A 19,617-nucleotide genomic window follows, 5' to 3' on the forward strand; every position below is an offset into this window, starting at 1 on the left:
ATGACGGCGTCGAAGACCGAGTTCCGCCGCAAGCTCGATCGCGCCCTCGACTCTGACAAGCTGCGGGTCGCGCTCCACCGCGCCCTCCCGGCTCTCGGTCTGCGCCGTGAAGACCGGATGCGCGAGATCGACTGGCCGAAGCTGCGCGAGGACCTCACGAAGCGGAAGAAGCGCGCGATCGATGACCTGCCCGCGCTCGTCGACCAGTTCACGCGCGAGGCCGAGGCGGTCGGCGCGAAGGTATACCGCGCCGTCGACGCCGAGGAGGCGCGTCGGGTCGTGACCGCGATCTGCCGCGCCAAGAAGGCGAAGCTCGTCGTCAAGTCGAAGTCGATGGCGACCGAGGAGATCCTGCTCAACGAGCACCTCGCCGCGAACGGCATCACCGCGGTCGAGACAGACCTGGGCGAGTGGATCATCCAGCTCGCCGGCGAGCGTCCCTCGCATCTCATCGCGCCGGCGATCCACAAGACGCGCGAGGAGATCGCGGCGCTCTTCTCGAAGGTCGTCGGGCATCCGGTGAGCGACGACACGGCGTCTCTTGTGGCGGTCGCGCGCGAGGAGCTCCGCGCTTCGTTCCTGAAGGCGGACATCGGCATCACCGGCGGCAACATCCTCATCGCAGACACGGGCACCCTCGTGCTCGTCACGAACGAGGGCAACGCGGACCTGGCGACGAGCCTGCCAGCCGTTCACATCGCGATCGTGGGCGTGGAGAAGGTCGTCGCGTCGTTCGACGACGCCGCCGCCGTGCTGAAGCTGCTCGCGCGCAGCGCGACGGGTCAGAAGATCAGCACGTACACGCAGTTCATCACCGGACCATCGCGATCCGCGGACATCGAGCTCAAGACACAGATCGGAGTCCACGGTCCGAAGGAGCTGCACTTCGTCCTCATCGACAACGGCCGCACCGCGATGCGCGAGGATCCGGCCTTCCGCGAAGCGCTGCGCTGCATCAAGTGCGGCGCGTGCAGCAACGTGTGCCCCACGTATCAGGTGGTCGGGGGGCATGTCTTTGGCCACATCTACACCGGGCCCATTGGGCTGGTCGTTTCGCCGTTCCATCACGGGCTCGACAGCGTCGCGTACGAGCAGCAGATGTGCGTCGGCTGCAACGCCTGCGACACGGTCTGCCCGGTGGGCATCCCGATCGCATCACTCATCACCGACGTGCGCGCGCTCGCGGTCCAGCGCACTGGCATCTCGTGGTCCAAGCGGATCGCGCTTTCGCAGTGGACCTCACCGCAGCGCATCGACCGCATGACTGGCTGGCTCTCCGCCCTACAGGGCCCCCTCCGTCACGGCAGCCTCGTGCGCCTGCCGTTCGGTGACCTCGGGAAGGAGAAGAGCCTCCCCGCCGTCGCCGAGCAGCCGCTCCATTACCGGGCCCGCGAGATCACGCAGACGAACCCGACCGATCCAGTCGTCCATGTGGGCCTCTTCCCGTCATGCATCGTCGATCACTTCCTGCCCGGAGCCGGGTACGCGGCCGCACGAACACTGCAGGCGCTCGGCGCCGACGTGCACGTGGTCGAGGGCCGCAGATGCTGCGGCCTACCGCACATGAACAGCGGCGACCGGCAGAACGCTCGGATGATGGCGAAGGAGATGATCGCTGCGCTCGAGCGCGTCCAGGCCGACCGGCTCGTGGCGCCGTCGTCCTCGTGCGCGATCACGATGGCGCAGGACTACGAGCGGATCCTCGCCGACGAGCCCGAGTGGGCTGAGCGCGCGCGCCGGCTCGGCGAGCGCATCGTGTCCTTCACTGGATTCGCGTACGACCTCGCGATCGAACGCGGCGCGACCGGCCGCCACCTTGCGATCCGCGCGACGTACCACGACGCCTGCCAGTCGGCGAACGTGCTCAATCTGCACGACGAGCCGCGCGAGCTGCTGCGTCGGGTCGCGGGTGTCGAGCTCATCGAGATGGCGGATTCGGCGGTGTGCTGCGGATTCGGTGGGACGTTCTCGTTCGAGCATCCGGACGTCGCGAACTTCGTGCTCGAGACCAAGCTCGCGAACATCGCCGCGACCGGCGCCGACATCGTGATCACCGACAACCCCGGATGCCTCACGCACCTGCGCGGCGGCCTCGACGCGCGAAATCAGCGCGTCAAGGTACGGCACATCGCGGACGTTCTCTGGGAGTCGCTGGCCGCGCCGGACTAGGTGCTAGCCACGGCCTCCGCATGCGCAGCCGCCGCCGAGCGTCGGGTTCTTCACGAGGAAGCCCGTGCCCTCCGGCCCATCGACGAAGTCGATGATCGCGCCATCTGCGAAGGGCTGGCTGACCGGATCGACCGCCAGCGGAATACCCGCGACATCGCTCACGGTGTCCTGATCATCCGCGTTGGCGTCGAACGCGAGTCCGAACTGCGTCGAGCAGCAGCTCTTGCCGGCGACATACATCCGAAGGAAGGCGCGCGAAGGGTCCGTGCCGCGGATCTCGCGGAGCTTCTCGGCGGCTACGGGCGTCATCTCGATCATTGCTTCACCTCTGCCGGATATCGGTCGCCGGCACCATGGTACCCGAGGACTCAGCCCGCGGCGATCCGCCTGGGCTCGGCCACGTTCTCGAACCGGTCGCTCTGCTCGTTCCAGCGGTGCAGCAAGGTCGCCTTCGGCTTGCCGCCACGCACCGCTTCGATCTCGTGGACCGTCGCGATGACCCGTCGGTCCGGGTACTCCACGCTGGCGCCGAGCGAGCGGATGTACACGACAAGCTCGAGCTTCTGCGCGTCGTCGTCGGGTACGCGGTTGTCGCCGGTGATCTGCCCCATGGCCTCTTCCATGCTCGGCGCGTGGAGAGCGGTCGCCAGGGAGACGCCGCCGCCGACGCCCGCGAACACCTTGCGCACGGGAGCTCCCCAGATGTACCCGTGCTGCATCATCCGCGCGATCTCGGGCACGACGATGTAACCGCCGTTGCTCACGGCAAGGAGTCGAGGGACATCGGTGCCGTCGTCCTCCACGGTCTGGATCGGAGTGCCCTTCGGCGCGTGGGCGAGCATCGCCCGCAGCACGGTCGTCTTGCCTGCGAAGCGCGGGATCGCGACGACGAGGTACGAGTGACGGCCCTTAGCCGTTAAGCGCAGCGTCGCGGCGATGTCCTCTGACATCGTCCGGTTCGCGACGAGGTCGTCGAGGGTCGGGGCCTTCTCGGGCTCGGTCATGGCGTCACGAACATCTGCGTGAACATGCGCCCGTACGGGCCGGCCGAGATCACGCCGATCGCCATGTGCGTGAACTCGGGACGCAGGATGTTCTCGCGGTGGCCCTGGCTCTGCATGAGACCGCGGTGCGCGACGGACACCGACTGCGCGTAGGCCAGGTTCTCACCGGCCCGCGAATATGCGATGCCCGCCGCCTTCAGGCGATCGAAAGGCGACCCGTTCACGGGCGACTGATGCGCGAAGTACTTCAGCTTGAACATCTCCTCCGAGTGCTGACGCGCCACGGGCAGGAGGCGGTCGTCCCATTGCAGCTTCGCCAGGCCGACGGCGGCCCGCTCGTCGTTCACCAGGTCGAACATCTGGCGTTCCGCCACCGCATCGGCCGCAAGCTGGAGGTTGCTCGGGAGATCGAGCGACTCGCTCTGGTCCTCACCGAGCTTGGTGACGAAGAGCGGAACGGTCTCGCCCAGCTGGCCGGAGAGCTTCGCGAGCGTCGGCTGGAACTCGCTGATCTGATCGATGAGGGCGCGCGCGATGCGCGAGCTCTCGACCGAGGCCTTGAGATCGCTGCTGACCGGCGATACGACGAATGCGGCCAGCACGATCGCGATGACGAACAGCGCCCGAGCCGCCGCGGGAAAGATGCCGCCGACGCGGTCGGCCTTTTCGAGCGCGGGCGCGCGGTGCACCGCTCGCACGATGGGCGTGAGCGCGAAGTGGCCCGCGATCGAAAAGAGTCCTTCGACGATGACCAGTACGACGATGAAGCCGATCGGCTGCGCCGTGACGGGAGAGACGCCGAAGTTCTCGATGAGGCGAGCGGCCTGGGATTGGAACAACACCGCAGCCGCGAATGAGACGATCCATGTCGCAAGTCCGTACGCCGTGGCGATGAATCCGGAGCGATAACCGGCCCAGATCGCGGCGGCGATGAGCAAGATGATCGCTGCGTCGATCAAAGAGAACGGATTCACCTGCGTCTGATGCTAGCGATAGAGACGAGCGCGACACTTCGAGACACGTGAGTCGGCGCCGCGGGTGACGCGGCGAGACACATGCTCGCGAGCGAGAGTGGAGGGGCCCCCGCCGGCAGCGGAACGTCGAGCACACGGTGAGGCGGGGAGGCCAACTCGCGAGCGAGCGGTGCGAGCCGCGGCAGGACCCGCGGCGCCGTCCACAGGCCTAAGCGATCCCGCGCACCTCGCCGGTCGCGAGCAGCTCGCGTAGATAGCGTCCCGTGAAGGACCGCCGTGATCGCGCGACGGCTTCCGGAGTCCCCTCGGCGATGACTTCGCCACCGGCCTTGCCGCCTTCCGGACCGAGATCGATGATCCAGTCGGCGGTCTTCACGACGTCGAGGTTGTGTTCGATCACGACGACGGTGTTCCCGGCATCCACGAGTCGATGCAGAACGTCGAGCAGGCGCTCGACGTCGGCGAAGTGCAGACCCGTCGTCGGCTCGTCGAGGATGTACAACGTCCGTCCGGTCGCGCGCCGCGAAAGCTCGGTCGCGAGCTTGATGCGCTGCGCCTCACCCCCGGAGAGGGTCGTCGCGGGCTGACCGAGATGGATGTAGCCAAGGCCGACGTCGTTGAGCGTCCGCAGCTTCGACTCGCAGGCCGGGATGTTGGTGAAGAAGGCGAGAGCCTCTTCCACCGTCATCTCGAGCACGTCGGAGATCGACTTTCCCTTGTATCGGATCTCGAGCGCCTCGCGGTTGTAGCGCTTCCCGCCGCAGACCTCGCACGGCACGTACACGTCGGGTAGGAACTGCATCTCGATCTTGATGATCCCGTCGCCGGCGCAGGCCTCGCACCGTCCGCCCTTCACATTGAAGGAGAAGCGGCCCGCGGTGTAGCCACGAAGGCGCGCCTCCGGGATCGCGGCGAAGAGATCGCGGATCGGCGTGAAGAGACCGGTGTACGTCGCGGGGTTCGAGCGCGGCGTGCGGCCGATCGGCGACTGGTCGATGTCGATGACCTTGTCGATGTTGTGGATCCCCTCGATCTTTTCGTGCGCACCGGGGCGCTCCTTCGCCTTCGAGAGCACCTGGGCCAAGCGCCGGTAGAGGACTTCGTTCACGAGCGTGCTCTTTCCGGATCCAGAAACGCCGGTGACGGAGACGAAGACGCCGAGCGGGATGCGTACGTCGATGTTCTTCAGGTTATGTTCGCGCGCGCCGCGAACGATGATCGCGTCGCCCTTCGCCGAGCGGCGATGCGTTGGCATCGGAATGCGGCGCCGACCGGAGAGATACGCACCGGTCAGCGAGCGCGGCTCGCGCAGGATCACCTCGAGCGGACCCTCCGCGACGACCTCGCCGCCGTGCTCGCCTGCGCCCGGGCCGATGTCGATGATCCAGTCGGCCGTGCGGATGGTCTCCTCGTCGTGCTCGACCACGATGATCGTGTTCCCGAGGTCGCGCATGCCGAGAAGGGTGCGGATCAGCTGCGCGTTGTCGCGCTGGTGCAGGCCGATCGACGGCTCGTCCAGGATGTACAGCACGCCCATCAGCCCTGAACCGATCTGGGTGGCGAGCCGGATGCGCTGCGCCTCGCCGCCCGAAAGCGTCGTGGCCGAGCGATCCACCGTGAGGTAGTCGAGGCCGACGTCGACGAGGAAGCCCAATCGCGTGCGGATCTCCTTGAGCACCTGCTTCGCGATCTGGCGGTCGCGAGACTTGAGCCCGCCCTTCTCGCGCTCGAGCGCTGACACCCAGTCGAGTGCCTCGCTCACGGTGAGCGCGGTGACATCGACGATGCTCTTGGCGAGGATCGTGACCGCGAGCGCCTCGGGCTTGAGCTTGCGGCCCTGGCATACGGGGCATGGCCGCTCGCTCATGTACTTCTCGATGTCCGCGCGGATGAACTCGGAGGTCGTATCGCGGTGCTGGCGCTCGAGCCAGGGGATGATCCCCTCCCACTCGTACTCGTACGAGCGGCGCTGACCGCTGCGGTTCTCGTACGACAGCTTGAGTGGCTCTTCCGTCCCGCGCAGCAGCGCATCGATCGCCTTCTTCGAAAGGTCCTTGACCGGCGTGTCGAGAGAGAACTTGAACCGGCGCGCGAGCCCTTCGATGATCGCCATCCGGTACTGCGCCGTGCCGCCTGACTTTTGCCACGGCAGCACGGCGCCCTGCTTCAGCGAGAGGTCGGGGTTCGCCAGCACGAGCTCCGGATCGGGTTCGAGCTTCGTGCCGAGGCCGGTGCACGCCGGACACGCGCCGTGCGGGGAGTTGAAGGAGAACATTCGGGGCTCGATCTCGCCGATCGAGAAGTCGCCCTCGGGGCACGCCAGGCGCTGGCTGAACAGACGCTCCTTTGACTGGGGCTCGGACCGGGCCGGCGAAGCCGGGCCGGTCCGCGCGTCAGCTTCGGCGACCATGACCAATCCCTCTCCGAGCCGTAGCGCCGTCTCGACCGAGTCCGTGAGCCGCGAGCGGTCGGCGTCGCCATCGTCACCGCGCTTCAGCACGATGCGGTCGACGACGACCTCGAGCGAGTGCTTCTTCATCTTGTCGAGCGTGATGTCCTCGCTGAGGTCGCGGACGGTCCCGTCCACCCGCACCCGCGCGAAGCCGCCGCGCCGAGCCGTCACGAGCAGCTGCTGGTGCTCGCCCTTCCGATCGCGAACGAGGGGTCCGAGGATGAGGAGCCGCGAGCCCTCTTTGTATTCGCGGATCTGGTCGACGATCTCCTGGACGGTCTGCGCGACGATCGGGACACCATGGTTCGGACAGTGCGGCACTCCGACACGCGCGAACAGCAGGCGGAGGTGGTCGTAGATCTCGGTGACCGTACCGACCGTCGATCGCGGGTTGCGCGTGGTGCCCTTCTGGTCGATCGACACGGCCGGCGAGAGGCCCTCGATGAAATCGACGTCGGGCTTCTCCATCTGTCCCAGGAACTGCCGCGCGTACGCCGACAGCGACTCGACGTAGCGGCGCTGTCCCTCGGCGTAGATCGTGTCGAACGCGAGCGACGACTTCCCCGACCCCGACAGACCCGTGATCACGACCATCTTGTCGCGCGGGATCTGGATGTCGATGTTCTTGAGGTTGTGCTCGCGCGCGCCTTTGACGTGGATGTGCGTGACGGGCATCACTCGCGCTCTCGCGGCGTCTCGCCGATGCGAACGATGCGCGCGTAGCGCCGGAACTCCTGGGGCGGTTGAGCCTCCGCGCCGGTGGACCCCTCCCCGGGACGTGGCCCGATCCGCGCGCCGACCGGTGCCGGTTCCGCGGGAGGCCCGCTCGGTCCGCTGCGATAGAAGCGCGTCTCGCCGCCCCGTGTGTCGCTCAGTACCGCGCGAAGGTAGAGCAGCCATAGCACCGTGCTGACAACGCCGCCGGTGAGCGTGTCGGCCACTCCCTGACGGAACGAGTCCTGGGGCAGTGGCAGCAGCGAATTCGCGAGAAGCTGATAGAGACCAGCCGGCAGCAGCGCGATCGCGCCAACGCCGAAGACGACAGTCCCGAGCAGGTGATACGCGCGCCGTAGCCCGCCGTGATCCGTGACGCTCGCGCCACGCGGGAACATCGCGTTGCGGCCGGCACGATGGGCGCCATAGAAGAGAGCGCCGAAGACCGTGAATGTCGCGCCGCGCAACAGGTCTTCCTGACGTCGGCGGTCGTTCTCCAGCTGCTGGCGCTGGATCACATCTGCCGGGATCGGCTCTGGTGGGCACGGGACTCCGGCCGGACACGGACGCGCGATGGGCGGGACGGGACTGCCGCCGTAGACGATCTGGTTCCCCACTGCATACGCGAGGGCGCCGTTGAGAAGCGCCGACAGGCCGAACGCGAGCGCGATCACGCCGGCGAACGAGCCAAGATAGAGATACGCCCGCAGCACGGTATTGCCCGACAGATCGAAGCCGTCGCGCCCGCGCTGGAACGCGATGACCCCGATGATCACGAACACCGCGAGCACCGCAACGGGGATGAGGATCGTGAGCATCAGCCTCCCCTCCGGCGTCTGCTCATGACGCGCTTTGTCGTGCGGGGGCTGGTGGACATTCCCGAATCATCGATGCCTTCTGGTCCGCTCTGCAGGACCTGCAGCCCGCGGAGATCGACGATCTCGTCTCGCAAGGCGGCCGCCTTCTCGAAAGCGAGCTCCTTCGCGGCGGCCTTCATCTGCAGCTCGAGATCCTTGATGAGCCGCGCCAGCTCGTCCTTTGGCAGCTCCCCGGCGGCGATCGGGCGGCCGCCCTTCTCGTAGACGCTCTCGACGTCGGCGACGTGGCGCAGCCGCATGCCGACATCGCGGATCGCCTTCACCACGGTCTGGGGGTCGATGCCGTGCTCTGTGTTGTACGCGAGCTGGACCTCACGCCGGCGCTCCGTCTCATCGATCGCCGCCCGCATCGAGGCCGTCATGCGGTCCGCGTACATGATCACCCGGCCCTCGACGTGCCGCGCAGCGCGTCCGATGACCTGGATCAACGAACCCTCCGAACGCAGATATCCCTCCTTGTCGGCGTCCAGGATCGCGACGAGAGTGACCTCCGGAAGATCGATCCCCTCGCGAAGAAGGTTCACGCCGACGACCACGTCGAATACGCCGAGTCGGAGGTCGCGAAGGATCTCGACCCGCTCGATCGTCTCGATCTCGGAGTGGAGGTACTGGACCTTGATGCCCATCTCACGCAGGTAGTCGGCGAGGTCCTCGGCCATCTTCTTCGTGAGCGTCGTGACGAGGGCGCGCTGCCCTCGATCGACGCGCAGCCGCAGCTCGGCGAGCAGGTCGTCGATCTGGCCGTCCGTCTTGCGGACCTCTATCTCGGGATCGATCAGGCCGGTCGGCCGGATGATCTGGTCCACGACCTGGCCGGAACGCTGGACTTCGTACGCGCTTGGGGTGGCCGAGACGAAGATCGTCTGATCGAGGCGCGCCTCGAACTCCTCAAAGGTCAGGGGACGGTTGTCGAGCGCGCTCGGGAGACGGAACCCGTATTCGACGAGGATCTGTTTGCGCGACCGGTCGCCTCCCCACATGCCGTGCACCTGCGGGATGCTGATGTGCGACTCATCGACGAACATCAGGAAGTCCGGCGGGAAGTAGTCGAGCAGCGTCCACGGGCGACTTCCCGCGGGCCGGCGAGACAGGTGTCGCGAGTAATTCTCGATCCCCGCACAGCTGCCCGTCTCGCGCATCATCTCGATGTCGAAGTTCGTCCGCTGACGCAGCCGCTGCGCCTCGAGCAGCCGTCCGCCGTCCTCCAGCTCCTTCACCCGGTCGACCAGCTCCGCCTCGATGTCGCGGATCGCCTCCATGAGCTTCTCGCGCGGCGTCACGAAATGGCGGGCTGGATAGATGTCGATGCGGTCCCGTTCCGCGAGCACCTCGCCGGTCAGCGGGTCGAGCTCCGTGATGCGATCGACGTCGTCGCCGAAGAACTCGACGCGCACGGCCAGCTCCTCGTACGAGGGCTGTATCTCCAAGGTGTCGCCCATGACCCGGAACTTGCCGCGAACCAGGTCCGTGTTCGTCCGCTCGTACTGGATGTCGACGAGGTGGCGGAGGACCGTGTCCCGTCGCACGCGCTCGCCCTTGTTGAGGCGCACCGTGACGGCGCCGTAGTCGACCGGCGCGCCGAGGCCGTAGATGCACGAGACCGAAGCGACGATGAGCACGTCCCGCCGCTCGAAGAGCGCTCGTGTCGCGGCGTGGCGCATCCGGTCGATCTCCTCGTTTCGCGAGGAGTCCTTCTCGATGTACGTGTCGCTGCGCGCGATGTACGCCTCGGGCTGGTAGTAGTCGTAGTACGAGACGAAGTACTCGACGGCGTTCTTCGGGAAGAACTCTTTGAACTCCCCGTAGAGCTGGGCCGCGAGGGTCTTGTTGTGCGCGAGCACCAGCGACGGGCGGCCGGCCTCGGCAATGACCTTCGCCATCGTCACCGTTTTTCCCGAACCGGTCACGCCGCGGAGCGTCTGCGACTTCATGCCCTCGCTCAGGCCACGGCTCAGCGCTGCTGATGCCTTGGGCTGGTCGCCGGCCAGATCCCAGGGCAGCACGAGGTCGAACGGCGCACGGCCGCTGGGCCTGTCTATCGGTACCTGAAGGATCTCGCTCTTGGGCACGGGCGCCTCATTCTAGAACGCATGTTCGGTGACGGCCACAGCTCCCCCGACTCTCCCGATTGTCGCGCACCAGCCAACCATCTGCCGCGTTTTTCCCACCAAAGCGCTATTGCGGTACCCCATACCGCTCCCTAGCGTCACCAGTGCTCTCTAGGAAGGGACGGCCACCACTGGAAAAGCTCCGTACTCTTGTACACAGCGAGGAAGGGCAGAACCTCGTTGAGTTCGCCCTACTGCTGCCTGTGCTGTTGTACATCCTCATGGGGATCATCCAGTTCGGCTTGATCTTCGCCGTGTACGTGACGATCAACAACTCTGTCCGCGAAGCCGCCGGGTGGGGCTCGATCTACGTGTACGACAACACCATCGGCAACACGAACAACGACACGGCCCGAAACAACGGCATGGTCGACCGGATGTACCAGTCCCGCGGCATCCTGAGCATGGCGCCGCGCGGTGGCTCGACCGGCAACTTCAGCACGGCGAGCACCGGAACGCTCGCAGCCGCGTCGTGCCCGGTCCAGACGCCCGCCCCCGTGTTCGGCTGGTACTACGGCGCGACCAGCACGAACCCGGATGTAACGATCTGCTACTCCGTCCCGGCCGGCGTGACCGTGAACGACCCGCGACGCGGGTACTACCTCGACGTCGAGACTTGGTACCACTTGCAAGTTTTCATCCCGCTGCTCCAGCAGTTCCTTCCAGACGACCCGGTGAAGGGTTCGCCGTGGATCCGACTGCCTGGGCGCATCACGGTCGTTGTCAATTAGGAAGCAGCATTCAGGCAAGACCGTCGTTAATCCATTGAGGAATCGCTAGAGTCCGTTAGGGACAGCAGCACAACAGAGGAGAGGGACAACAAGTGCAGGACGGTTCACGCCGCCGCGCGCGGCTCATTCTCATCGTTGGTGTCGCGCTCGCGCTCGTCGCGGGCGTGGGCACGTTCGTGTACGCATCGGGGGCCAAGAGCGACCAGCCGGTCGCCGTGCCTACGGTCGCTGTGCTCGTCGCGGCGCGCGAGATCCCTGCCAAGACGACGCTCACCTCCGCGGACGTGAAGCTGCAGGAGTTCAACGTCGACGCCAAGCCGGCCGCCGCGATGACCTCCGCCGAGCAAGCACTTGGCAAGATCACGATCCAGAGCATCAGCGTCGGCGAGCCGATCCTGCCGACGAAATTCGCCGACCCGAAGAACCCGTCGTTCGTCGTGATGCCCGCGAGCTTCATCGGGCCCGACGGCGCCCCGGTGGCGAACTCGCCGAACTTCCGCGCGATGTCGATCACCGTTCCCGACGCGAACGCGGTCGGCGGCTCCGTTCTGGTCGGTGACCTCGTCGACCTCGTGTTCACCATGCAGTTCGACCCACAGCAAAAGCTTCAGCGGCCGACGCCGCAGCAGACACTCGACTTCAGCTCGAAGATCATCCTGGAGCGCTTACCGATCCTCGCCCGCCTCGCGAGCGTCTACACGATCCGTGTCGACGCCCTGACGGCCGAGCGCATCGCGTACCTACAGTCCGCGGGTGGTCAGATCGCGTTCCTGCTGCGCGCACCGAAGGACGAGCGGGCCAGTGGCTCGACGGGTGCGACGTTCGGGGACATCTACACGAACTTCCGCGTCAAGATCCCGGAGAAGATCAACCCATAGCGGTCTAGCCGCGGGGCGCGGACCGGAGACGCTCCCAGGCTTCGCGCACACGTGTACGTGTCGCGTCGCGGTCGCCGTCGTTCACGATCACGACGTCGGCCGCGGCGCGGAACTCCTCTTCACTCGCCTGCCGCGCCAGACGCAGCTCGGCCTCTGGCTGCGGTAGGCCGCGCGCGCGAAGCCGCTCGATCAGCAGGCCGCGCGGCGCGACCACGATCCAGATCTCATCGCAGACGCTCCGCAGATCCGACTCCAGGAGCTTGATGGCCTCGACGACCATCACGTCGCCGTCTCGCAGCATCTTGCGCGCCTCCAGGATCCGCGCGACGACCCTGGGGTGCATGATCCGCTCGAGTCGCGCAAGTTTCTTCGGATCGCTGAAGACCTCTGCCGCGAGCTTCGCGCGGTCGATCTCCTTGTCCTCGCCGAGCACGCCGGTCCCGAACGTCTGCACGATCGCGCTGTAGCCGACGGTGCCGCGCGACTGCTCGTCGTGAACGATCGCGTCAGCATCGATCACCTTCGCGCCGAGCTCGCGCAGCATCGCTGCGACGAGCGACTTGCCGGATCCGATCTGGCCGCTTAGGCCGACGACGCGCGAGCTCACTCCTTCTCGGCCTCGCTGACGCGGGTCCACTCCGCATACAACTCCTTGAGCGAGCGCTCGAGGGCGGCGTGCTCTTCGCCGACGCGGCGGGTCTCGAGGTAGTTGCCGCTCAGAGCGATCTGGGCGACCTTCTCCGTGAGCTGCTTGAGTTGGAGTTCCATCGCGGAAATCCTTGCTTCGAGCGCGCGCGTGCCACTGACGCGCCGGAGCGGCGATGCCGTCGCGCGGTTTCGCGCGGTCGGGCGGGTCCTGCCGCGGCTCGGGGTCCCCGCTCGGGAGTTGGCCTCCCCGCCTGCATCGCGAGCTCGCCGTTCCTCTGCGGGCGGGGCCCCTCCACTCTCCCTCGCGGGAATCCCGCTCGCCGCGTCACCCGCCCGCCCGACCGCCGCGCTCACGTATTCGACGACCGGGGCGTCGCGTCCGGCTGCGCGCTCACGCTGATAGGCCGTCCAGCCCCCCTCAAAGCGACGGAGAAGGCCGCCATTGATCAGCCAGAGCTCTGAGGCAAGTTTGTCGATGAAGTAGCGGTCATGACTCACGAATACCAGCGTCCCCTCGTAATCGGTCAGCACTGCCTCGAGCTGTTCGCGCGCTGCGAGGTCGAGATGATTCGTGGGCTCGTCGAGCACGAGGAGATTCGCGTGTCGCAGCGACAGGCGGGCCAGCGCGAGCCGGCTTCGTTCGCCGCCTGAGAGGACTGCGACCGACTTCGCCACGTCGTCGCCACGAAAAAGGAAGCGCGCGAGCAGGTTGCGTGCTTCCTGGTCGTCCATGGCGCCGGCGGCGCGCATCGCTTCGAGAACGGTCTGATCGCCGGTCAGCTCTGCCTGGGCCTGCTCGAGGTACGCCACGCGCGCGCCAGGCGCGGCGCTCACGTAGCCGTCGAGCGGCGTCAGATCCCCGACCAGGGTCCGCACCAAGGTCGTCTTTCCCGCGCCGTTCGGTCCCACGAGCGCCACGCGCGCGTCCCGGGCGACCCGCAGCGGACCGGCGCGCATGACCGGATCGCCGTAGCCGACCGCGAGCGCGGTCGTCTCAAGGACCGTCTCGCTGCCGAGGTCCGCGGCCTCGAGGCCCCAGCTGTGGCGCGTTGACTGTGTGGGCGCCTCGATACGCTCGACGCGCGCGAGCTTCTTCCCGCGGCCGCGCGCCTCCTTCGAGCGCTGCCCGGCGCCGTATCGGCGGATGAACTCTTCGGTCTTCGCGATCTCTTCGGCCTGGCGCGCATGCGCGCGCATCTGCGCCGTCTCGCGTTCGAGCCGCTGGCGCGCGTAGTGCGAGTAGCCGCCGCGGTACTCGACGACCGTCAGGTCCTCGATCGACAACGTGCGCGACGTCACGCGATCGAGGAACCAGCGGTCATGCGATGAGATGAGGCATGTCGCATCTTGCTCGACCAGAAAGTTCTCGAGCCACTCGAGAGCGGCCACGTCGAGATGGTTCGTCGGTTCATCGAGGAGGAGGACGTCCGGATCGTCGAGGAGCAGGCGGGCCAGGCCGAGCCGTGTCCGCTCGCCACCGGAGAGGGTCGCCACGTCGCGATCGACGAGACCGCCGAGGCCAAGCCCACCGAGGATGCGCGCGAGCGTGCCTTCGAAGTCATAGCCGCCAGCGTGCTCGAAGTGGTGCTGCGCATCGGCGTAGCGCTCGAGCCGCTCGGGATCCCCGGTCGCGATCTGCCCTTCGAGATCGCGCAGCTCGCGCTCCAGTTCGCGCAGATGGGCTGCCGCGCCTCGCGCGTGCTCGATCACCGTTCCCGTCGCTTCGTCCAGCAGCTCCTGGCGCAGGAAGCCGACGCGGGTGCCACGCGCGTAGGCGACCGCGCCACGATCCGGTGCGTCGAGACCCGCCGCGATCCGCAGGAGCGACGTCTTTCCCGTCCCGTTCGGACCGACGAGGCCGACCCGGTCACCCTGCGCGACACGGAACGACACGTCCTTCAGGACCTCGCGCTCGCCGTACCACCGCGCGACGGCCTGGACCGAGAGCACGCTCACGGCCGGATCCGGGGCGGGTCGACGCCCGGACCCAGGACATGCCAGCGCATGTGTGGGGTCACGCCGGGTGCGGCAGCGTTGGCTCGGACGAAGAAGCCAGCCTTGTCGAGGCCGCGCTTCTTGCCTTCGGCGTCCAAGTAGCTCGACCTGTCGAATTCCGGCATCCGTTCATTGTCGTCGCGGCGCCCGCTGGCACCGCGGGCAGTGGAAGGTCCCGCGCCCGCCGACGACGGTGCGCACGACCGCGCGGCCACAGCGTGGACACGGATGGCCCGCGCGGTCGTACACCTGGAACTCGCGCTGCATCCGGCCCTGGCCGCCGCGCGCGTCGAGATAGTCGCGGCGCGACGCGCCGCCGAGGCGGATGCCCTTGCGGAGCACGAAGCGCAGCGCCTCGCGCAGCTTGGCGACTTCGTCGGGTCGGAGCGAGCCGGCGGTCCGCAGTGGATGGATACGCGCGCGCCACAGCGCCTCGATGTCGTAGATGTTGCCCACTCCGGCGATGCCGCGCTGGTCGAGGAGCAGCGGCTTGATCGCGGACCGGCCGCGCAGCTGCAGGAACTCGCGCAGCCAGCGGGTCGTGAAGCGCGGGGTCAGCGGCTCGATGCCAAGCACGCGGTGGAGTGGAACGCCCGGCCGAGAGCGCGGGCGCTCGCCGTCCTCCGCGAGGTCCGCCCGGTCCACGATCGCCATCCGACCGAACTTCCGCGTGTCCGAGAAGCGCAGAACGGTGCCGTCGTCGAATCCGATCGAGGCGCGGACGAACGTGTCGTCGGGCGCGCCGGGCCCGCGGAACAGGAGTTTGCCGGTCATGCGCAGCGACACGATGAGCGCCTCACCTCCGTCCAGCTCGAGGACGACGAACTTGCCCCGCCTGCCGACGCCCGTGATCGCGCGTCCCTTCAGCCGCGACGCGAAATGCGCGGCGGGCACCGGCTCGGTCACGCGATGCCAGAACGACTCGAACGACGCGATGCGCCGCCCGATGACCATCTCGCGCAGCTGCCGCGCGATCGTCTCGACCTCGGGCAGCTCAGGCATGTGCGGCGGCTGGCTGCGGGATCCGCGTCATCTCGTCCCAGTTCGTGCCGACGCGCACGTCGACGATGACGGGAACATCGAGCGCATAGGCGGCGGACATCTCGTCGCGAAGGATCTGCGCGGTCGCGTCCACGGCATCTTTCGGAAGCTCCACGACGAGCTCATCGTGCACCTGCAGCATGACGCGCGCCTCGGACTCCATTTCGGCGAGACGGTCGTACACGCGGCGCATCGCGATCTTCATGATGTCGGCGGCCGTCCCCTGGATCGGCATGTTGATGGCCATGCGTTCGGCCGCATTGCGGACCGCCGAGTTGCGACTGGTCATGTCCGCGATGTAGCGGCGGCGGCCGAGAAGCGTCTCGACGTAGCCCTGCTCGGCGCAGAATGCCTTGGTCTCGATGATGTAGCGCTGGACCTGCGCGTACCGCTTGAAGTACTCATTGATGAAGCGCTGCGCCTCCTCGCGCGGCATCCCCATGCGCCAGGCAAGGCCGAAGTCGCTCATGCCATAGATGATCCCGAAGTTGAGCATCTTCGCGACGTCGCGCTGCTCCCGGGTGACCTGGTCTTCGCTCACGTTGAAGCCGGCCGCTGCGGTCCGGCGGTGCACGTCGGCGCCTTCGCGGAAGGCGGCGGTCAGCGCGGGGTCACCGGACATGTGCGCAAGGACACGCAGCTCGATCTGTGAGTAGTCCGCGGCAAGCAGCACGAGATCCGCTCCGCCGGCGACGAACGCGCGGCGGATGCGCCGCCCGAGCGGTGTGCGGATCGGGATGTTCTGGAGATTGGGGTTCTTGCTCGACAGGCGCCCCGTGGCGGCGACAGCCTGGTCGAACGTCGTGTGCAACCGCCGCGTGTCCGGGTCGACGAGCGGGCCAAGGCCCTCGGCGTACGTCGAACGAAGCTTCTCGATCTCGCGGTACTCCAGGATCTTGTCGACCACCGGATGTGCGGTGCGCAGCTCCTCCAGCACCGCGGCGTCCGTCGAGTAGCCCGTCGCGGTCCGCCGGCCGCGCGGCAGCTTCAGCTCCTCGAACAAGAGCGAGCCGAGCTGTTTCGGCGAGTTGATCGGGAACTCGTGACCGACCGCGTCGTACGCCTCGCGTTCGATGCGCGCCACCTCACGTGCGAACTCCTGCCCCAACGACTGCAGGTAGGGCAGGTCGACAGCGATGCCGGCTTCTTCCATCTCAACCAGGACGTCCACGAGCGGGAGCTCGATCTCCGCGAAGAGCTTGCGCATGCCGAGACGATCGAGGTCTTCATCGAAGAGCGCGCCGAGCCGTGCCGCGGCGACCGCACCGGCGCCCGCGCGTGCGAGTCGCTCTTCCGGCGTCGGGACGCGGTGCGGATCCTTGCGGTCGGCCACCGGCAGGACCGGCACCTCGAGCTTGAGGCGCTCCGCCGAGAGGTCCTCGAGCGCGTGATAGCGGCGGCTCGCGTTCACCAGATATGACGCGAGCATCGTGTCCATCGTCACGCCGCGCAGCTCGGCACCGGCACGCCGGAGCGCGCGGCGCGCGGTCTTCGCATCGTGCGCGGTCTTGGCGACGCTCGCGTCGGCAAGGACGGACGCGATGGGCGCTGGAACGCCGGAGATCGTCGGCACGTACCAGGCGTCCTCTCCCACGGCGAGGCCAAGACCGAGCAGGACCGGGTGGCGACCGACGTCGACGTCAGCGTGCACCGCGACGCTCGACGCAGCGCGAAGCCGCGCCGCGACGTCGGCTGCATCCTCCGGACCGACGAGCGTGGTCGCGACGGGCGGCGCGGCGAGAGGCGCGGTGTCGAGGCCCAGCGCGAGCTGACCCGGCCGCGCGACCGGCGCCGGAGCGGGCGCGAGGTTGCCGTCGGCAGGCGGGAGTCGCGGGATGAGGCTGCGGAATTCGAGATCGCGGAAGAGCTCGAGCACGCCGGCGCGGTCGTAGCTGCGGAAGCGCGTTGCCGCGACGTCAAGCGTGACCGGCAGGTCAGTGATGATCCTGGACATCTCGCGGCTGCGGAAGACTTGGTCTTTGTTGGCGGCGAGACTCTCGCGCAGCTTCGGCGTGAATCGCGAGAGTTCCTCGTACACGCCTTCGATCGAGCCGTTCTCCGCAATGAGCTTCGCGGCAGTCTTCTCGCCGACGCCGGGGACGCCGGGGATGTTGTCCGTCGTGTCGCCCTTGAGGGCTTTGAAGTCGATCATCTGGTCGGGCCGCAGGCCGTAGCGCTGCGCGATCTGCGCCTCGTCGTACACGACGGTGTTCTGGAAGCCCATTCGCGTCGTGAACAGCTTCGTGTTCGGTGTGACGAGCTGCAGCGTGTCGAGATCGCCCGACACGATGATGCTCTCGAGACCAGCCGCCTCCGCCTGCTTGGCCAGGGCGCCGATCACGTCGTCGGCCTCGAAGCCCGGGAGGGCGTAGATGGGCACGCCCAGCTTCCCGAGCAGCTCCTTGCAGCGCTCGAACTGCGGGCGGAGCTCGTCGGGCATCGGCTTACGCGTTGCCTTGTACGTCGCGTCGCGTTCGTGTCTGAAGGTCTTTTGGGGTAAGTCAAAGGCGGCGGCGATGTGCTGCGGCTTGATCTCCTCGATCGCCTTGAGCAGGATCGACGCGAAGCCGAAGGTCGCGTTCGAGAGCTCGCCCTTAGTGGTCGTCAGCGGCGGGATCGCGAAATAGCCGCGGTAGATGAGCGAGTTCGAGTCGACCAGGATGATGCGTTCGGGCATGTATCAAGTATGAGGACCGCGCGCCGCGGCCGTCGGTCAGACGGACGTGCGGAGGCGGCGATGCAGAACGATCGCGATCGCGCCGCTGATCAACGCGACCACGAGCCATAGCAGGGGATTCACGAGCGGAGAGCGCTGCGGCTCAGCGTTCGTGTGTCGGCCGGTGTCTTGTGGATTGAACGCCACCGCGCCTGGTGCGCCAGATGGTCCGGCGGTCGCCTGATCCGCGCGCGCGGTCGCATTGTCTGTTGCCGCGCCGCTGGGGGCTCGCGGGGCCGGCGACACGGTAGGGCTGACCGCGAATGCGGCGAACGGCGAGGCGGTGGGCGCGGGCACGCCCGTTGTCGTGGGCGCCCCGGCTGCCGCCGGTACCTGCTGTTTCGCGACGGCGTCGCGGCTGGCCTCGCTTGCGGTCGTGGCGGCGCCGCTGCTCGCCAGGAAGTTGATGTTCGAGACGAGCGAGCTCGCGATGAAGAGGAACGCGGCCGCACCGCTCGCGAGCGTCATGAGCGTGCGCAGCGGCGCAAGCCACGCGGGGACCGAGGAGAGACGCGGCACGAGCCGGCGCGACGGCATGGGGTCGGGGAGGGCCTGCAGGACGGCAACGGTGGCGCGCAACTGCGCGACGTGCGCGCGGCAAAGCGCGCACGTGTCGAGATGCCCGCGTACCGCGGCCTGGGCCGCAGGGGCGAGCGCGCCGTCGATGTAGGCCGAAAGCTCGGCGTGCGGATGCTCTTGCGTCACAGACCTCCTTTCCTACAGACGACGGAGGCGGCGTACGGTTCCATCATCCTTCGGGGCCCCGCCAACCACGGGCTATCAGGGTGTTCCGGACCGCCAACCGGCCGCGGTGGATACGTGACTTCACGGTCCCGATCTCGACCGACGTGATCACCGCGATCTCCTCGTACGCGAAACCCTCGACGTCGCGCAGCAACAGCGCGGTCCGCTGCTCGGCTGGCAGGGCCTCGAGCGCGGTCTCCACTGCGGCAAGCGCTTCGCGGTCGCCCGCGAGCTGCGTGAGGTCTGGTCCAGGGGCCACAGGCTCAGCCCACGTGACCTCGTCATCGTCCGGAGGATCCAGCGGAAGCTCGGGCCTCCGCTTGCGAGACCGCAGCTGATCGAGCGCACGGTTCGTACAGATGCGGAAGAGCCATGCGCGGAACGAGATGCCCTGGAACGAAGCGATCGAACGCCATGCTGAGAAAAGAGCGTCTTGCACGATGTCCTCCGCATCCGAGGTCGTGCCGACGATGCGCAATGCGTGCCGATAGAGCGCTCGCTCCTCTCGTCGCGCCAGATCCTCGAACGCTCGTGTGTCGCCCACGCGCGCGCGTTCGATGAGCAG

Annotated in this window: 16 protein-coding genes; 3 read left to right on the top strand and 13 right to left on the bottom strand. The window is 67.5% G+C overall.

The window, feature by feature from the left end:
• Positions 1 to 2,169, top strand: a 2,169-nt coding sequence (locus tag VI056_15580; GenBank protein HEY6204441.1) for an LUD domain-containing protein, incomplete at its 5' end; no start/stop codon positions are given.
• A gap of 3 nt (positions 2,170 to 2,172) precedes the next feature.
• On the opposite strand, the gene VI056_15585 is transcribed toward VI056_15580, so the two are convergent.
• The 6 genes from VI056_15585 to uvrB all read right to left on the bottom strand — a co-directional run bounded on the left by VI056_15585 (position 2,173) and on the right by uvrB (position 10,194).
• Positions 2,173 to 2,487: an iron-sulfur cluster assembly accessory protein gene (locus VI056_15585; protein ID HEY6204442.1), complete on the bottom strand. Its 315-nt coding sequence runs from the start codon at positions 2,485 to 2,487 to the stop codon at positions 2,173 to 2,175.
• Positions 2,488 to 2,537: 50 nt separating this feature from the next.
• Positions 2,538 to 3,173, bottom strand: a complete 636-nt coding sequence (locus VI056_15590; GenBank protein ID HEY6204443.1) for a hypothetical protein — start codon at positions 3,171 to 3,173, stop codon at positions 2,538 to 2,540.
• On the bottom strand, positions 3,170 to 4,147 hold the full coding sequence (locus VI056_15595) for a CvpA family protein (GenBank protein ID HEY6204444.1): 978 nt from the start codon (positions 4,145 to 4,147) through the stop codon (positions 3,170 to 3,172). Before VI056_15595 ends, VI056_15590 begins: the two co-directional genes overlap by 4 nt.
• A gap of 208 nt (positions 4,148 to 4,355) precedes the next feature.
• Positions 4,356 to 7,274, bottom strand: coding sequence for an excinuclease ABC subunit UvrA (gene uvrA / locus VI056_15600; protein HEY6204445.1), 2,919 nt, complete (start codon positions 7,272 to 7,274; stop codon positions 4,356 to 4,358).
• On the bottom strand, positions 7,274 to 8,131 hold the full coding sequence (locus VI056_15605; protein ID HEY6204446.1) for a hypothetical protein: 858 nt from the start codon (positions 8,129 to 8,131) through the stop codon (positions 7,274 to 7,276). Before VI056_15605 ends, uvrA begins: the two co-directional genes overlap by 1 nt.
• A complete protein-coding gene (uvrB, locus tag VI056_15610; GenBank protein ID HEY6204447.1) occupies positions 8,131 to 10,194 on the bottom strand; it encodes an excinuclease ABC subunit UvrB in 2,064 nt (687 codons plus the stop codon). The genes VI056_15605 and uvrB overlap by 1 nt, the downstream gene beginning before the upstream one ends.
• Before the next feature lie 209 nt (positions 10,195 to 10,403).
• Here uvrB and VI056_15615 point away from each other — a divergent pair, with 209 nt between their 5' ends.
• Positions 10,404 to 11,030, top strand: coding sequence for a TadE family protein (locus VI056_15615; GenBank protein ID HEY6204448.1), 627 nt, complete (start codon positions 10,404 to 10,406; stop codon positions 11,028 to 11,030).
• 92 nt (positions 11,031 to 11,122) lie between these two features.
• On the top strand, positions 11,123 to 11,908 hold the full coding sequence (cpaB, locus tag VI056_15620) for a Flp pilus assembly protein CpaB (protein HEY6204449.1): 786 nt from the start codon (positions 11,123 to 11,125) through the stop codon (positions 11,906 to 11,908).
• 4 nt (positions 11,909 to 11,912) lie between these two features.
• On the opposite strand, the gene coaE is transcribed toward cpaB, so the two are convergent.
• From coaE to VI056_15655, 7 genes are read right to left on the bottom strand one after another with little or no spacing between them, the layout of a single operon-like run.
• On the bottom strand, positions 11,913 to 12,515 hold the full coding sequence (gene coaE / locus VI056_15625) for a dephospho-CoA kinase (GenBank protein ID HEY6204450.1): 603 nt from the start codon (positions 12,513 to 12,515) through the stop codon (positions 11,913 to 11,915).
• The gene (locus tag VI056_15630) at positions 12,512 to 14,512 is read right to left on the bottom strand and encodes an ABC-F family ATP-binding cassette domain-containing protein (GenBank protein HEY6204451.1); all 2,001 of its coding nucleotides are present in this window, start codon (positions 14,510 to 14,512) and stop codon (positions 12,512 to 12,514) included. Before VI056_15630 ends, coaE begins: the two co-directional genes overlap by 4 nt.
• Entirely contained in the window at positions 14,509 to 14,676 is a 168-nt protein-coding gene (locus VI056_15635; GenBank protein ID HEY6204452.1) for a hypothetical protein, read from the bottom strand. The genes VI056_15630 and VI056_15635 overlap by 4 nt, the downstream gene beginning before the upstream one ends.
• A gap of 4 nt (positions 14,677 to 14,680) precedes the next feature.
• A complete protein-coding gene (gene mutM / locus VI056_15640; GenBank protein HEY6204453.1) occupies positions 14,681 to 15,553 on the bottom strand; it encodes a bifunctional DNA-formamidopyrimidine glycosylase/DNA-(apurinic or apyrimidinic site) lyase in 873 nt (290 codons plus the stop codon).
• Complete coding sequence (gene polA / locus VI056_15645) at positions 15,546 to 18,269, bottom strand: DNA polymerase I (protein HEY6204454.1); 2,724 nt, start codon at positions 18,267 to 18,269, stop codon at positions 15,546 to 15,548. Before polA ends, mutM begins: the two co-directional genes overlap by 8 nt.
• Before the next feature lie 36 nt (positions 18,270 to 18,305).
• The gene (locus VI056_15650) at positions 18,306 to 19,013 is read right to left on the bottom strand and encodes a zf-HC2 domain-containing protein (GenBank protein ID HEY6204455.1); all 708 of its coding nucleotides are present in this window, start codon (positions 19,011 to 19,013) and stop codon (positions 18,306 to 18,308) included.
• Positions 19,014 to 19,056: 43 nt separating this feature from the next.
• Positions 19,057 to 19,596 (bottom strand): sigma-70 family RNA polymerase sigma factor, encoded by a 540-nt coding sequence (locus VI056_15655; protein ID HEY6204456.1) that lies wholly within the window; start codon positions 19,594 to 19,596, stop codon positions 19,057 to 19,059.
• Positions 19,597 to 19,617 lie beyond the last annotated feature (21 nt).

The sequence above is a fragment of the Candidatus Limnocylindria bacterium genome (assembly GCA_036523395.1).
Taxonomy (GTDB): Bacteria; Chloroflexota; Limnocylindria; order P2-11E; family P2-11E; genus CF-39.